The organism is Desulfallas thermosapovorans DSM 6562 (assembly GCF_008124625.1).
Lineage (GTDB): Bacteria > Bacillota > Desulfotomaculia > Desulfotomaculales > Desulfallaceae > Sporotomaculum > Sporotomaculum thermosapovorans.
Map to the genome: position 1 here is coordinate 72788 of NZ_VNHM01000002.1, position 14791 is coordinate 87578.

A 14791-nucleotide genomic window follows, 5' to 3' on the forward strand; every position below is an offset into this window, starting at 1 on the left:
ATTAAATAAAGGTTAACCGTGGCAAGGTTGTGATAAATTATGCCCAGGTTTTTTGTAACACCGGATCAAGTGCAGGGCAATAGCATCATCGTCACCGGGCCTGAAGCCCATCATATCAAAAGGGTATTAAGGCTGGGGCCGGGGGATATAATTACTTTACTGGACGGGCGGGGTAATTTATATGAGAGCCGCATCGAATCCGTAGCGGGTGGGAGTGTAAACTGCCTGGTACTCCGCCGGGGACAGGCCGGCGGCGAACCCCCCCTGCGGGTGGTACTGGTGCAAGGATTGGCCAAGGGCGACCGGATGGATACTGTCATTCAAAAGGGTACAGAACTGGGCGCGGCGGCTTTCTGGCCAGTATTCTGCAAGCGCAGTGTGGTGCGCCTGGATGACTCTAAAAAAGCAGTCCGCATGGAACGCTGGCAGCGCATTGCTGTCGGGGCTGCCCAACAATGCCGCCGGGCACTGGTGCCCGGGGTGGCCGAGCCGTTGGAGTGGTCTTGTGCCCTGGATAATATACCACCGGGTGCGCTGGTGCTGATTCCCTGGGAAGAGGAATGCGGCCTGACTTTAAAAGAGGTATTGCGCAGCCGGCCCAGGCCGGATGAGGTATATGTTTTGATTGGCCCCGAGGGCGGTCTGGAACAACAGGAAGTGGAAGCAGCCCGCCGGCGGGGGGGCATTCCCGTCACCCTGGGGCCGCGCATACTGCGCACCGAAACGGCCGGACCCGCCGCCTTGGCCATGATATTATATCACTGGGGTGATTTGGGGGGTAATCCTTGACATGGCGGAAAAGAAGGTGGCCCTGACTACCCTGGGCTGCAAGGTAAACCAGTATGAATCGGCGGCCCTGGAGGAATTATTCCGGCGGCGGGGGTACCAGGTGGTGGACTTTGACAGCCCGGCGGATGTTTACATAATCAATACCTGCACTGTGACCCACCTGGGCGACCGCAAGTCCAGACAGTTAATCCGGCGGGCCGGCCGAACCAACCCCGGGGCGGTAGTGGCGGTAACGGGTTGCTACGCCCAAACAGCTCCCGATGAGGTGCTGGAATTGGAGGGGGTCGATGTGGTGGTGGGGGCCGGGCGCCGGGCTGATATTGTGGACCTGGTGGAAAGCGCATCCAAAGGGCGTAAGGTAAAGGCGGTTGAGGATATTGCCGGGTGCCGGGAGTTCGAGGAACTGCCCGGCGAGTCTCACCAGGGCCGGGTAAGGGCTTACTTAAAAATTCAGGAGGGCTGCGAAAACTACTGCTCATATTGTATTATCCCCTATGCCCGGGGCCCCCTGCGCAGCCGGGCGCCGGAAAGTGTCCAGGCCGGAGTGCGCAGTCTGGTGAAACATGGCTTTAAGGAAGTGGTGCTTACCGGTATACATACCGGTGCCTATGGCCGGGGGACCGGCGGTGGTGTCGATTTAGTGCAATTGCTGGCCTCGCTGGCTAACGTGCCGGGTCTTGCCAGGCTGCGACTCAGTTCCCTGGAGCCAAACGATATTACGCCGGAATTATTGGACCTCGTGGCTTCCGGGCCGCCCTTTTGCCAGCATCTGCACATACCTTTGCAAAGCGGGGACGATTATATATTAAAGAAAATGAGGCGCCGTTATGACACCGGCTTTTTCCGTAGATTGCTGGCCCAGGTGCGTGATAAATTACCCGAAGTGGGTATCACCACCGATATTATGGTGGGCTTTCCCGGTGAAGAGGATGAACATTTCCGGCGGAGTTGTGCATTTGTTAAAGAAATGCAGTTTTCAGCGTTGCATGTGTTTAAATATTCACCCCGCCGGGGCACGCCTGCAGCGAACTTTCCCGGTCAGGTGGACCCCCGGGTCAAGGAGGAACGCAGCCGGGAATTAATTAATATCGGCCATGCACTGGCCCGCTCCTTTGCGGCCCGGTATCTGGGTAAAACGGTGCCGGTGCTGGTGGAACAAGCCGTGCCCGGTTTCACAGCCCGTGAACACGCCGGGCCGTTATTGGACCGAACGGCGGGTGAACACCGGGAAATATATGAAGGGTTGACTGAAAATTATGTGCGGGTTTTCTTTCCGGCCGGGGAAGAGTGGCGGGGACAACTGGCGGATATAAAGGTAACCGCAATCAGTGGCACCGGGCTTAAGGGGAGAATAATTTATAAATAAGGTATAAATAAGGCAGGATTTAGAGATGCCGTGTTGAAATGTAATAACAAGTCTTAAGTCGCCGTGATGCTTCTTTTTTAGGGAGGAGGTGGAAGAAGGTGCAGGAATGTATTTTCTGTAAGATAATAAACAGGGAAATTCCGGCTGATATTGTGTACGAGGACGACTGCATACTGGCGTTCAAGGACATTCAACCTGCCGCTCCTACCCACCTTTTGTTTATACCTAAAAAACATATTCCCACGTTTTTTGATCTACAGCCCGAGGATAGCCATATTCTGGGTAAACTGCAATTAGCCGCCGCTAGCGTGGCCAAAGACATGGGACTTACCGAGCGGGGATTTAGGCTTGTTTCCAACTGCATGAAGGATGCCGGTCAGCTGGTTTGGCATATTCATTATCATTTTTTGGCCGGCAGGACCCTTCAATGGCCGCCCGGGTAATTGACTACCCTAAAGGCATAATGTATAATGTTACGGTGTGGTAATTTTTATTTGGAGGTTGTATTTCAGCTTGATTTTAGTGCAAGTTTTACGGTTTAAGCGGAGGGGAGGGAAGAGTCAGTGGCAGAAGTCAGAGTAGGCAAAAATGAAACCCTGGACAGTGCCCTCCGGCGTTTTAAACGCACCTGTCAAAAGGCAGGGGTTCTCGCTGAAGCCAGAAAACACGAACATTACGAAAAGCCCAGCGTAAAAAGAAAGAAAAAGTCTGAAGCTGCTCGCAAGCGCAAGGCTAGATTTTCCAGATCGTTTTAATTGAATATAATTAAAGACCTTTGCGCGGTCTTGAACAACAAAGGGATGTGCCCGGTGCTAACAGCGCCGGGCATTTAAAATACCCGCGCATATAAAGGACAATTGCATAAAATACGTATGACACCTGGCTTTTAGGGGTCCCATTCATTTTAATTAAGAAACGGGGGGTTTTTAACGTGTCTCCGGAACTGGTTCCGTGGCTGGCGGTCTTGTCTTTATTGCTGGGCTTTTTGGCGCTGGTACTGGAAGTGTTTACCGCGGGTTTCGGGGTGGCCGGTCTGGCCGGAATTATCTTCATTGGCTGGGGTGTAATGCTGCTTAGTGTTGATGGTACCATTACCCTCAAAGCATTGGTGGTGGCCCTGGCGGTTGGTATACTGGTATTTGTGGCGGGCATTAAAGTAATGTCCAAATTTAATTTATGGCAGTGGTTTACTTTGGGTAACAGGCAGCGCAAAGAAGAGGGATACAGTGTGTCCAGACAGGAATTGGCGCGTTTTGCCGGTCAGGAAGGTGTTACCTTAACTCCGCTGCGCCCGTCCGGTGCCGCCCGGGTAAACGGGGAGCGCCTGGATGTGGTAAGTGAAGGGGGATTTATTCCGGCCGGGGCCAAGATAAAGGTGGTGCGTGTGGAAGGTATTCGTATCGTGGTGCGTTTGTGGGATCAATCATGATTATATCAGTTCCCGACTGCCGGGGCCGCCGCCTGTGGCGGTTATGGAAAAAGTTTGGCGGGTAAAAATATACTATACGATAAACTCCCTGGCATAGGTATGTATGAATAATTAGTTTAGAGGAGGTATTTAATGTTTGCCGGTATTACTTTTTTAATTCTTGTGGTACTTATTATACTGGCGGTGGTGGTTTTATTCAGTTTTATTCCGGTGGGGCTGTGGATTTCCGCTTTGGCGGCCGGTGTGCGGGTGGGCATTGTCACCCTGATCGGGATGCGCTTGCGCCGGGTACCCCCGGCCGGTATAGTTAACCCGCTGATTAAGGCTTACAAGGCCGGTCTGGATATAACGGTGGACCAGTTGGAAGCCCATTATCTGGCCGGCGGCAATGTGGACCGGGTGGTTGATGCACTGATCGCTTCGGAGCGGGCTAATATCAATTTGCTCTTTGAACGGGCCGCCGCCATTGACCTGGCGGGACGCAATGTGTTGGAAGCCGTGCAGATGAGTGTCAACCCCAAGGTTATCCAGACTCCCCTGGTATCGGCGGTGGCCAAGGACGGCATTGAAGTAAAGGTAATGGCCAGGGTGACGGTACGGGCCAATATCGACCGGCTGGTGGGCGGTGCCGGTGAGGAAACCGTTTTGGCCCGGGTGGGCGAAGGGGTGGTATCCACCGTGGGTTCCATGGAAAACCACAAAGAAGTGCTGGAAAACCCCGATTCTATTTCCCGTACGGTGCTGGAAAAAGGGCTTGATTCCGGTACTGCCTTTGAAATACTGTCCATTGACATAGCCGATGTTGATGTGGGCCGGAACATTGGTGCCACACTGCAAATGGATCAGGCCGAGGCGGATAAAAACATCGCCCAGGCCAAAGCTGAAGAACGGCGTGCCATGGCCGTGGCCCGGGAGCAGGAAATGAGGGCTGCCGTGGAAGAAATGCGAGCTAAAGTGGTGGAGGCCGAGGCCGAGGTGCCCAGGGCTTTGGCTGATGCGCTGCGGCAGGGTAATTTGGGAGTTATGGATTACTATAATATGCAGAATATACTGGCTGACACCGGTATGCGGCAAAATATATCCAAAATGGGCACGGGTGAAGATAAGGAAGAAGGGAACGGCTACCTTTCCAAATAGCGTTTGGAAATTGCCAGCATAATACCAAAGAAAATGGGGGGCATATAGCCGTGAGCACTACAATCATTATACTGATAATAGCATATCTTATAATGAGCAGAATCATGGGCAAAAACAGAGGTAACCTACCCCGAAGGCCTGGCCGCCCGCCCCGGGGGGATATTGAACATACCGCTTCGGGCGACGCAATTTGTAGAAATGAGGGTGGTCCACTGCCCGGCCCATGGGATGCCCGCAGCGAGGACGGCCTCCTGCCCGGCCCATGGGATGCCCGCGGCGAGGACGGCCCTCTGCCCGGCCCATGGGATACCCGCGGCGAGGACGGCCCTCTACCCGGCCCGTGGAACAGGCCCCCCCGCAGCGGAAACGTTCCGTCGCCCGACAGCCCGTGGGAATGGGAAAGGCCGGTGGAATTGGAGGAACCGGTCTTTAACCGGAGGCAGCAACCTGCGGCAGCAGAAACAATAAAGGATACCGGTCCTGTTGACGATACCGTTACCACCATACCACAAAAACCCACGGCAAACCGAATGTGGCGGCGTGCCGGTAATCCGCTGGCTACTGCAATACACAGCAAAAGAACCATTTTGGGGAGCATGATCCTCGGCGAAGTGCTAAACTCCCGTGGCGGTAGAAATAGACGCCATCGCGGTCTATTTCGATAAAGAGAATTCACTTGATTATTTTCTTGATAAAATAACCTTCGGGATCAATTTCATCACGTACCAGCCTGATTTCCTCCCGGGAAGGCGGCTCAAACTGGTAAACATTGTCGTCAACCAGCAGATCAAAACCGGTATTTTCCTGCACGCTTTGCACAGTTTCCCCGGGCATGGTGGCTAAAAGTTTCATGCGCCTTGTTTCATTATCAAACCCCAACACTGCCCGGGTGGTAATCACCCGGTATGGCCCCTTGCCCACCAGCCCGGCTCTTTTACGCGCACCGGGGCTGCCGTCCAAAAAGCCCGGGCTGGTCAAATAGCTCAACTTTTCCTTAAAACGTCTCTTCTCGTGCACCATGATGATAATAGTTCGCTCGCAGGAAGCGGCCATATCACTGGCACCGCCGCTGCCTGGCAAGCGTACTTTGGGGCTTTGGTAAAGCGCCGGGAAATCTCCGATCATGGTGGAGTTTAGATTGCCATAAACATCTATTTCAGCACCGCCGATAAAACCATAATCGCAAAAACCACGCTGAGCCAGTTCAAAGGCTGAATTGAGCCCCTGCAAATACATGGCTTTGCTGGTGGTTCGTGAATCACCCACTGAAAGAGGCAGCCCCCTGGTCAAGCGCGGCCCCACCGCCCCGGCTTCAAACACCGGTATGATGCCCGGGGCATGGGTAAGCTGGGCCAGGGTTATGGCCACCATCGGCAGCCCGGTACCTGCAAACACCACCTTGTTATTTTCCAGTAGGCGGGCTCCCGCCACAACGATCATTTCTTGGGGAGAAAAATCATCGGCATAAGTGTCAAGAATTTCCATGTTGTTCACCTCCCGCTGCTTAGTTGTCTGTGGAGCATGGCCGGAGATTTTGCATTTGCGCCGTTATCCGATCGTGATACGCTGTGGATAAGGCGAAAGTCCCTAATTTCAATTTGTTGAATGTGCTGCAGTTGTTTATAAGGTATCTTACTGAGAAATTCTGCTGTATTTTTAACCTCATAAATGTAGTGTGTATAATAATTTTCCAGTGGCTTTCGGTCACCTTTACGAAAGGCTTCTCCCGCTGCCTGCAGCTCTTTGATGTGTCTTTCGTCAAAATAATAATGACTATGACAGTTGCCGGGGTAAGCGCCGAAGGGTACTTCCACCACCGCGTCCACGGCAAAGAATGGTATATTCACCCGGTTGGGATCATTGATAATTCTTTCATGGTCCACTATCCGTTCGCAGGTTAATATGGTATAACCTGCAGCCATGGCTATCTCAGGACAAGTGAACAGCGGCCCTTTAATTTTACAGTTGCCGTAAATATCGGCTTCCTGTACGTGTATTACGGCCACATGGGGGTGTGCGGCGGGCAGTAAGGCTACCGGGTCGCCGGTGAAGGGACATTCCATTATTTTGGAACGGTTGGCCTGCATCACATCACTGCCCAGCGGGCTACGGCAGGGGATAAAGGGGATACCCATGGCACCGGCTTTAAACCGGGCCGACATATTAAAATTGCTCCAATCTTCCAATTCTACTTTACCGCTTTCGGCCAAATAACGAAACAGCGGTGATATGCCGAAAGATTCGTGAGCCCAATAGGCAAATTCCAACCGCTTAATTGAACACCGGGTTGGGTCAAGGGCCATGGCACCGGCCAGGTATTCCACGGCCAGCCCGGCGGATTGAAAAGAGAGGGTTAAATCTTTTTTCCCCTGTCTGATTATTTCATGAATTGCGGCTACGGGTTGACGGCTATTTACAAAACCGGCAATGCCAATGTTATAGCCGTCTTTGACAAAGATATCGATGGCCTCGGCCAATTCCATACGCTTGTCCCTTTTGGATTTATCCTTGTTGACAAGGATTTCCCTGGCTTCATCCGGCGTAAATCCAGTCCAGTACATAAAATCCTCCGTTGTTTGTGAATTGTTATGTTGCACAACAATTATATCATAATGACTGAGTAGATTATTTTGAAAATAATAAAAATACAAAATACACGGCAATAAACCCTTGTTACAGGGTTTATTGCCGTTTCGGTGGGATATATTGCTTAAATAACCTTGAACAATATCGCTTTGCCCCGGTGTTAAGCGATGGTAATAGTTTTATACGGTCCTGTGAGCCAATTGTTTATTTCGAACATATTGGATATGTTGCCCAGTAAAAGTTTATCTTTAATCCGGTAATATTCCAGACAGGTGCCGCAGGATAGCACGGCGGTGCCCGAGGCGTGTAGTTTTTCCAGTTGCTCCTGGACGGGGCTGCCCTCACAGGTTAAAAACACCCCGGTATTTAAAAATAACAACGCTGCCGGTGGCGGGGTCATGGCTGCCAGGGTGGTAAACAAGCTTTTTATCAGTACCTGCCCCAAATCCGGGGACCCCTGTCCCAGCGCGTTGGTGGTGATAAAATAAACCGGTCTGTCAGGGGACGCATCCAAAGTGCGGGCGTTGTCCCCGGAGTGATTTGTAGCGGTTTGGCCTGTTGCGGGCGGGGCATCGCCACGGGTTATGGTCAAATAATATGCGCCGTCTTTTTGTTGTTCGCTCACCCGGCAGCCTGCGTTTTGGGCGAACAACATGACGTTTTGCCGGGCCACATCGTTGTCCACAATGGTGATGATGGTGCCGTCAGCTGTTTCCTCCAGAGCTTTTTTGGTGTTTATGACCGGGTTCGGACAGGCCAGTCCCCGGCAGTCCACTAATTTAGGGCTCATGCTATTGCCTCCTTGTGAGCTTGAACTGGTTTTAAATGGGCTGTTAGAAAAGTCCGTGCCAAATCCACTTATAATTTCTACGTTGGCTGGTTTTTGCGGTGCCCGCCAAAGCCTGCTTTTCAAACAAACTCTAAAGTACTATAAAGGCCTATCAGGCAGTTTCATGACACTAATCAGTTTTTCCCCGGGCGGCACTACCCGGCCTATCACAGCCGCTGTTACGCCTCTTTCCACTAGCTCCGCCACCAGCCGGTTCGCTGCCGCTTCCTTTACGGCAATGAGCAATCCGCCCGAGGTTTGGGGATCAAAAAGTATCATTTGTTCTTCCGGCCTCAGCGATGTGTCAAGGGCTATTTGATCACCCAGGTGGTTTTTATTGTCGTAGGCGCCTCCCGGTATAATACCCATGCGGGCCATCGCCGTTGTTTCCGGCAGCAACGGCACGGCGGAAAAATAAATTTCGAGGCTTACTTTACTGGCCGCGGCCATTTCGGCGGCGTGTCCCAGCAGGCCAAATCCGGTGATGTCGGTACAGGCGCTGGCGCGGTTGCGCCGCATGGCCATAGAAGCTTCGCTATTTAATGCGGACATGCATTGTACTGCCTTTTCCACGCTTGCGGTGGATATCAGGCCGGCTTTGATGGCGGTATTGATAATACCGGTGCCCAGGGGTTTGGTTAATACTAAACAATCTCCGGGCCGGGCGGTGGCGTTGGAAATAATACCCTCGGGTGCTGCCAGGCCGGTCACCGCCAGCCCGTATTTGGGTTCATCATCGCGGACCGTGTGTCCCCCGGCAATAATACCGCCCGCTTCCACCACTTTGTCGGCCCCGCCCTTTAAGATTTCCTCCAGTATGGCGGTGTGCAGGCAATCAGGAAAGCATACTATATTTAATGCCAAAAGCGGTTTGCCTCCCATGGCATAAATATCACTCAGGGCGTTGGCGGCGGCAATTTGGCCGAACAGATAGGGATCATCCACCATGGGGGTGAAGAAATCCACGGTTTGTATTAAGGCCTGGTGCTCATTCAGGCGGTATACCGCGGCGTCATCCGAAGTGTCAAGCCCCACCAAAAGACCCGGGTCACTGGATACGGGTAAGTGTCGCAGTACCTGCGACAGGGTATGCGGCCCTATTTTAGCCGCTCACCCGGGTGTCTTGGCCAGGGCGGTAAGCTTTATCGCGTTATCAGACATAGCCTGTGGGCCTCCTTTAATATAGCATGCCACCTAACGGGCATAAAATTAACATTATATTCACGGGGCATGTCAGTGGAATATTCTGTTCATATTTAATAAATCCTTTATGGAAATGATAAAATAATTTTATAGAACGGGTATCAGCAAAAAAATATGCTTATTTTTAAGTGTGCAGGCTATAAAAAAAATAGTAAAGGTATACATTAAAGATACAGGTTATGATAAAATTTGAAGGTAAATTAGTTTAACGATATATAAGGAGGAAATAACATTGCAACCATTTGAAGTTATTATTTTCGGTTTAAATGCTCCCACGCCCCATGTTGGCTGAGGCCCCAGGCCCTCCGCAGGTTGCGGATCAGAAAAGACCATGAAACAAGAGGCCGAGGAATTAGGCATTGCCTTAAAAGGGAGTTTTGGCGACGAAGTTAATGTGAAATTCGTGGATGTTTCCACCGAGGCAGTGAAGGATTATCCCAAAATCGAATCTATTTTACCCCGGGTGCGTTTGCCCCTTACGGTGATTAACGATGAACCTCGCTTCCACGGTGGCATATCTGCCGAAGTTATTTCGGATGCCTTGCGGGATATGCAGAAAAAACAGAACAATTAAATTAATAGCGTGCAGGTCAAATAATGGCATATTTAACCAGACAGCCGTTATTTTTCCCCTCCCCGCCGCATAAATTAGTGGCGAGGAGGGATTTTTTATGGCCTGGAAGGACTTGAAAAACAAAGTTAAAAGACAATTTTCAGATTACCTGGAATTACCGGGGGATATTATGCTGGATTTGCCCAAAATCGTGTTAGTGGGTAACCTGCAGGTATTTATCGAAAATCATCGCGGTATTCAGGAATATAACCCCCACTTGGTGCGGGTGGTGGTCAGCGACAAAGTGATCGAGGTGACCGGTGAAAACTTGACCCTGCGCAATATTATGCCTGACGAAATATGCGTGGAGGGGCAAATAACCGGCCTTACTTTTCTAAGTTAGGGGGGTGGAGAATGTTTTTCAAGCTGTTAAATTATTTAGACGGTTATGTAACTATTACCCTCCCCGAGGAATGCCTGGAAAAGTTCGTCAACCTGGCCACCACCCGGGGTATTTATCTCTGGGGAATCACAGGTGCCATCGGAGAACGGGTGGCGCTAAATGTACGGCGCAGGGATGTACAACCCTTGCGTCATGTGGCCCGTATGACACGCTGCCGGTTTCAAATTATGCACCGGTACGGTTTACCATTTTATGCCGGCAGGTTGCGTCGCCGCCGGGCGTTGGTGGGCGGGGCACTGTTTTTTGTCGTTGTACTGTATGCACTATCTTCTTTTGTATGGTTTATTGACATAACAGGCAATAATGCAGTGGATGATGAAAAAATAGCCGGGGTTCTCCGCAAAGCCGGCCTGCATCGCGGGGTGCCCAGGTGGTCTTTGGATACGGCGAAACTGGAAAAGGCGGTTATGCAGCAGGTGGGCGGCCTGGCATGGGTAGGTGTGACTGTTGATGGGACAAGGGTGGTTGTTAAAGTGGTGGAAAAGGTATTACCACCCGATAACGGAGAACATCCCGTAGACCTGGTGGCCAAAAAGGACGGTCTCATTAAAGAAATACTGGTACTTTCCGGTCACCCGCTGGTTCAGGAGGGGGACACAGTAACCGCCGGTCAGGTTTTAATTTCGGCGGCTATACCTCCCCCGGAAATTGATGAAGAAGATGAAAATAATGCTGATATGCCGGAAGAGGATGAGCAGCGGCCGCCGGTGCAGTATGTGCATGCCCGGGGTATTGTTCGGGCCCGGGTATGGTATGATGACTATAAAGAAATCAAACTGGAGGAAAAGATAACCAGGCCCACCGGGCGGGAGATTACCAAACTTTGCATGAAAATCGGGGGCAAGGAAATAATTTTAATGGGTCCCCGGCAAGTGCCCTATACTCATTATGCTGAACACGCCGAAGTTAAAAGGCTGCCCCAATGGAGGAATATTAATGTACCCGTCGAATTTATAACGGTTAAATATGTAGAACAAGATATTTATATTAATAAAATAAGCCGGGCCGAGGCCCGTGACCTGGCCGGTGACCGGGCAATGGAGGAATTGCGTGGCAGGATGCCCGGTAATGTTAAAATATTGCAAACAAAATTGCAGGAAGTGAAGACCGCCAGTGAAGAGGATATTGTCCGGGTTCGGCTCCAGGTGGAAACGCTGGAGGAAATAACTGTGGAAAAACCTCATCAACCGGGTGGAGGAGGCTCTGGTATTGACGGATAATACAGGTGCACGGGTAACGGAAACCAGAATTATAATTGATGATATTGGTGCTGCGGCAGAAATATTTGGCAAACATGATGAGAACTTGTCTTTGGTGGAAAACTCGATGGGGGTGAAAATGGTAGCCCGGGGTGAAGAGCTGGTCATCATGGGACAAAGTGAACAGGTGCAAAAAACAAGAAAAATAATTGAACAGTTACAGGAATATTACCAGGCCGGCAACCGGTTGACCAAACACGAGATCAATTATGCCATTAAGTCGGTAAATTCCGGCCATGCCGGAGCGCTGACCGGACTGGCCAGGGATGTGGTACTGGTAACAGCCCGGGGTAAAAAAATTAAACCAAAAACAATAGGCCAGCAGCAATATATCGAGAAGTTGCATAAACATGACGTGGTATTCGCCCTGGGACCCGCCGGTACGGGTAAAACATACCTGGCGGTGGTGATGGCGGTAAGGGAACTGCGCAACCGGGCTGTGAACAGAATAGTGCTGACCAGGCCGGCGGTGGAGGCGGGTGAGAAGCTCGGGTTTTTACCCGGCGATCTGCAGGAAAAGGTGGATCCATACCTGCGGCCATTGTATGATAGCCTTTATGATGTGCTGGGTATTGAAAATACCCAAAAATACCTGGAGCGGCAGGTTATTGAAATCGCACCCCTGGCTTACATGCGGGGTAGGACGCTGGACGATTCTTTTGTTATTTTAGACGAGGCCCAAAATACCACCCCCGAACAAATGAAAATGTTTCTAACCCGGTTGGGGTTCGGCTCCCGGGCGGTGATTACCGGCGATGAAACCCAGGTGGACCTGCCCAGGGGACAACAATCGGGATTGGTGCACGCTCGTCAAGTGCTTGATGGTATCGAGGGGATAGCTTTTCATCATTTTACCGGTGAGGACATTGTCAGACATCCTTTGGTCCAGCGAATAGTCCAGGCTTATGAGGAAAAAGGTGCTTTGGCGGAAAGAACTGAGGTGTGATATAAATGTTTTCTCTGGGTGCGGTAAGGGGAAAACTGGCGGATAGCTTAAACCGGCTGGTCGGCAAGCGCAAAGTGCGCAGGGGGATGGCCGCTGGTTTGTTTTTTGTGTTGCTGACTTTACTTATTTCCGTGGAGTTTATGCCCCAAAGGGTTAACCTGGTGGTGGGACAGGTTTCGCCCACCAATGTTTTTGCCCCTCGCAGCGTGATCTTTCAAGACAAGGTAAAAACCGAGGAGGCCAAAAATTTAGCGGCCAACCAGGTGGAACAGCAATATATTACCGACCCGCGGGTAAGCGTGGATGTGCAACAGAACATTTCCACGCTGGTAAATACCATCGGTGAGATACAAATGGATGCCGGGCTAGATGAAAGCGAAAAAATAGCCAGGCTGGAAGAGGAAATCCCCTTCAGCCTGCCCGGTGATGTTCTTACCACACTGGCCATCCCTGATCCGGGAAGCCTGGAGCGGGTGAGAAACAGTCTGACCTCTATGATAGCCAGGGCTATGGAGGCAAGGGAGGGTATAACCCAGGAAAATATTAAAAATGTGGAAAACTACCTGGTGAGTGAGGTTAATAATTTACAGTTGAATAGCTCCTATAAAACGCTGGCGGCGGAAATGGTGAGCTATTACCTGCGCCCTAATAAATTCTTTGACATCGATAAAACCCAGCGTTTGCAGCAGGCGGCCCGGGAGGCGGTACCCCCGGTGATGGTGACCATTAAGGAAAGGGAAAAGATTATCGGTGTGGGGGAGATAGTCACCGAGGAACATATTGCCAAGCTGGAGGCACTGGGTCTCTCCCGTCCCATTTTGCCGGTTTCCTCCATTTTGGGTTCGGCCTTGCTGGTGGCCCTGTTGATGTTGGTGGTTCTTTTTTACCTTTACCAGCAAAACAGGGAAATATATAATCATGCCGGCCATTTATATTTGATGGGTATCATTGTAATTGGTGTGCTGGGCGTATCCAAGGCTATCATTGCCATTAACATCACCCAGTGGCCTGAATTCGGGGCTCTTTTGGCTTACGTCGCCCCCATTGCCACGGCGGGTATGCTCATCGCCATTCTATTGGATTCCCGTTTGGCCGTCCTGGTGGTGGCCATTATGAGTTTTTTACTGGCCATTATGACCGGTGGTCAGATCAGGTTCGCCGCGGTGGCCCTTATCGGCGGTTTTACCGGCGTTTACGGGGTGAGCAAGCTCAGCCAGCGGGGTGATATGGCCCGGGCCGGTTTTTATACCGGTGCGGCCAATGTGGCGGCTATTTTTACCATGGGATTGGTGGATGGCACACCCACTGGCCTATTGATTACCTCCAGCCTGGTACTGGGTACCGTCAACGGCATACTATCCTCCATTTTGACCAACGGGGCCATACCCTATCTGGAAAGTGCCTTTGGTATTACCTCTTCCGTGCGCCTTTTAGAATTGTCCAACCCCGGCAACCCGCTTTTGCGACGCCTGCAAATCGAGGCACCGGGCACCTATCATCATAGTTTGCTGGTGGGTAACCTGGCCGAGGCGGCAGCGGACGCGGTGGGGGGAGACACCCTTATGGTACGGGTGGCGGCCTATTATCACGATATCGGAAAAATAAAACGTCCCTATTTCTTTATTGAAAACCAGATGGGGGGGGAAAATCCCCATGACAAAATAGCGCCCACTTTAAGCACCCTTATTTTGACTTCCCATGTCAAAGACGGGGTGGAACTGGCCCGGGAGCACAAATTGCCCCTGGGCATTACTGAAATAATCGAACAGCACCATGGTAATAGTTTATGCAGTTTCTTTTACCACAAGGCGACGGAAAATAATAAAAATGAAAGCGTGTCCGAAGATGACTTCAGGTATGAAGGACCCAAGCCCCAAACCAAGGAAGCAGCCATTGTGATGCTTGCCGATGCGGTGGAGGCGGCGGTTCGTTCCATGCCAAACCGTACCCCCGGCCGGGTGGAGGGGATGGTGCGCAAAATAATCAAGGACAAGCTTATGGACGAGCAACTTGACGAATGTGACCTCACATTGAAGGACCTAAATATTATAGCCGGCGCATTTTTAAGGGTGCTGTCAGGAATATTTCATAACAGGATAGAATACCCGGATATGAGCAAGGAAATGGAAAGAAGGAATAGTAAACGCGCCGGTAATCGCAAACAATCTGCGGGAAAAGGTACCGGTTGATTAAGTTTTAAGTAGAGGTTGATATTTTTTACGGGTTACTGG

General features: G+C 51.2%; 16 protein-coding genes. 12 read left to right on the plus strand and 4 right to left on the minus strand.

Annotated elements, in window-relative coordinates; translation table 11 throughout:
• Positions 1-39: 39 nt before the first annotated feature.
• The 7 genes from LX24_RS02160 to LX24_RS02190 all read left to right on the plus strand — a co-directional run bounded on the left by LX24_RS02160 (position 40) and on the right by LX24_RS02190 (position 5386).
• Positions 40-789 (plus strand): 16S rRNA (uracil(1498)-N(3))-methyltransferase, encoded by a 750-nt coding sequence (locus LX24_RS02160; protein ID WP_166510504.1) that lies wholly within the window; start codon positions 40-42, stop codon positions 787-789.
• A gap of 1 nt (position 790) precedes the next feature.
• Positions 791-2155 carry a tRNA (N(6)-L-threonylcarbamoyladenosine(37)-C(2))-methylthiotransferase MtaB gene (mtaB, locus tag LX24_RS02165; RefSeq protein ID WP_166510505.1) on the plus strand — a complete coding sequence of 455 codons (1365 nt, stop codon included), beginning with the start codon at positions 791-793 and terminating at the stop codon, positions 2153-2155.
• A gap of 98 nt (positions 2156-2253) precedes the next feature.
• Positions 2254-2598: a histidine triad nucleotide-binding protein gene (locus LX24_RS02170; RefSeq protein ID WP_166510506.1), complete on the plus strand. Its 345-nt coding sequence runs from the start codon at positions 2254-2256 to the stop codon at positions 2596-2598.
• Between the two features lie 120 nt (positions 2599-2718).
• The gene (gene rpsU / locus LX24_RS02175) at positions 2719-2910 is read left to right on the plus strand and encodes a 30S ribosomal protein S21 (protein WP_166510507.1); all 192 of its coding nucleotides are present in this window, start codon (positions 2719-2721) and stop codon (positions 2908-2910) included.
• Positions 2911-3086: 176 nt separating this feature from the next.
• A complete protein-coding gene (locus LX24_RS02180; RefSeq protein WP_166510508.1) occupies positions 3087-3584 on the plus strand; it encodes an NfeD family protein in 498 nt (165 codons plus the stop codon).
• 132 nt (positions 3585-3716) lie between these two features.
• Positions 3717-4721 carry a flotillin-like protein FloA gene (gene floA, locus LX24_RS02185; protein ID WP_166510509.1) on the plus strand — a complete coding sequence of 335 codons (1005 nt, stop codon included), beginning with the start codon at positions 3717-3719 and terminating at the stop codon, positions 4719-4721.
• Positions 4722-4771: 50 nt separating this feature from the next.
• Positions 4772-5386 (plus strand): hypothetical protein, encoded by a 615-nt coding sequence (locus LX24_RS02190; protein ID WP_166510437.1) that lies wholly within the window; start codon positions 4772-4774, stop codon positions 5384-5386.
• A 7-nt stretch (positions 5387-5393) separates the two neighbouring features.
• On the opposite strand, the gene LX24_RS02195 is transcribed toward LX24_RS02190, so the two are convergent.
• From LX24_RS02195 to selD, 4 genes are all read right to left on the minus strand, one after another.
• Positions 5394-6206, minus strand: coding sequence for a CoA-transferase subunit beta (locus LX24_RS02195; protein WP_166510510.1), 813 nt, complete (start codon positions 6204-6206; stop codon positions 5394-5396).
• A gap of 5 nt (positions 6207-6211) precedes the next feature.
• The gene (locus LX24_RS02200; protein ID WP_166510511.1) at positions 6212-7282 is read right to left on the minus strand and encodes a CoA transferase subunit A; all 1071 of its coding nucleotides are present in this window, start codon (positions 7280-7282) and stop codon (positions 6212-6214) included.
• A 185-nt stretch (positions 7283-7467) separates the two neighbouring features.
• Positions 7468-8097, minus strand: a complete 630-nt coding sequence (gene yedF, locus LX24_RS02205) for a sulfurtransferase-like selenium metabolism protein YedF (protein WP_166510512.1) — start codon at positions 8095-8097, stop codon at positions 7468-7470.
• Between the two features lie 138 nt (positions 8098-8235).
• Positions 8236-9297 carry a selenide, water dikinase SelD gene (selD, locus tag LX24_RS02210; protein WP_166510513.1) on the minus strand — a complete coding sequence of 354 codons (1062 nt, stop codon included), beginning with the start codon at positions 9295-9297 and terminating at the stop codon, positions 8236-8238.
• Between the two features lie 373 nt (positions 9298-9670).
• On the opposite strand from selD, the gene LX24_RS02215 reads away from it, so the two are divergent.
• The 5 genes from LX24_RS02215 to LX24_RS02235 all read left to right on the plus strand — a co-directional run bounded on the left by LX24_RS02215 (position 9671) and on the right by LX24_RS02235 (position 14749).
• Positions 9671-9913: a hypothetical protein gene (locus LX24_RS02215; RefSeq protein ID WP_166510514.1), complete on the plus strand. Its 243-nt coding sequence runs from the start codon at positions 9671-9673 to the stop codon at positions 9911-9913.
• Between the two features lie 97 nt (positions 9914-10010).
• Entirely contained in the window at positions 10011-10295 is a 285-nt protein-coding gene (gene yqfC / locus LX24_RS02220; protein WP_166510515.1) for a sporulation protein YqfC, read from the plus strand.
• A gap of 11 nt (positions 10296-10306) precedes the next feature.
• Positions 10307-11575 carry a sporulation protein YqfD gene (gene yqfD / locus LX24_RS02225; protein WP_166510516.1) on the plus strand — a complete coding sequence of 423 codons (1269 nt, stop codon included), beginning with the start codon at positions 10307-10309 and terminating at the stop codon, positions 11573-11575.
• Positions 11565-12560 carry a PhoH family protein gene (locus LX24_RS02230; protein ID WP_166510517.1) on the plus strand — a complete coding sequence of 332 codons (996 nt, stop codon included), beginning with the start codon at positions 11565-11567 and terminating at the stop codon, positions 12558-12560. The genes yqfD and LX24_RS02230 overlap by 11 nt, the downstream gene beginning before the upstream one ends.
• A 5-nt stretch (positions 12561-12565) precedes the next feature.
• Positions 12566-14749: an HD family phosphohydrolase gene (locus LX24_RS02235; protein ID WP_166510518.1), complete on the plus strand. Its 2184-nt coding sequence runs from the start codon at positions 12566-12568 to the stop codon at positions 14747-14749.
• The last annotated feature ends 42 nt before the right edge of the window (positions 14750-14791 follow it).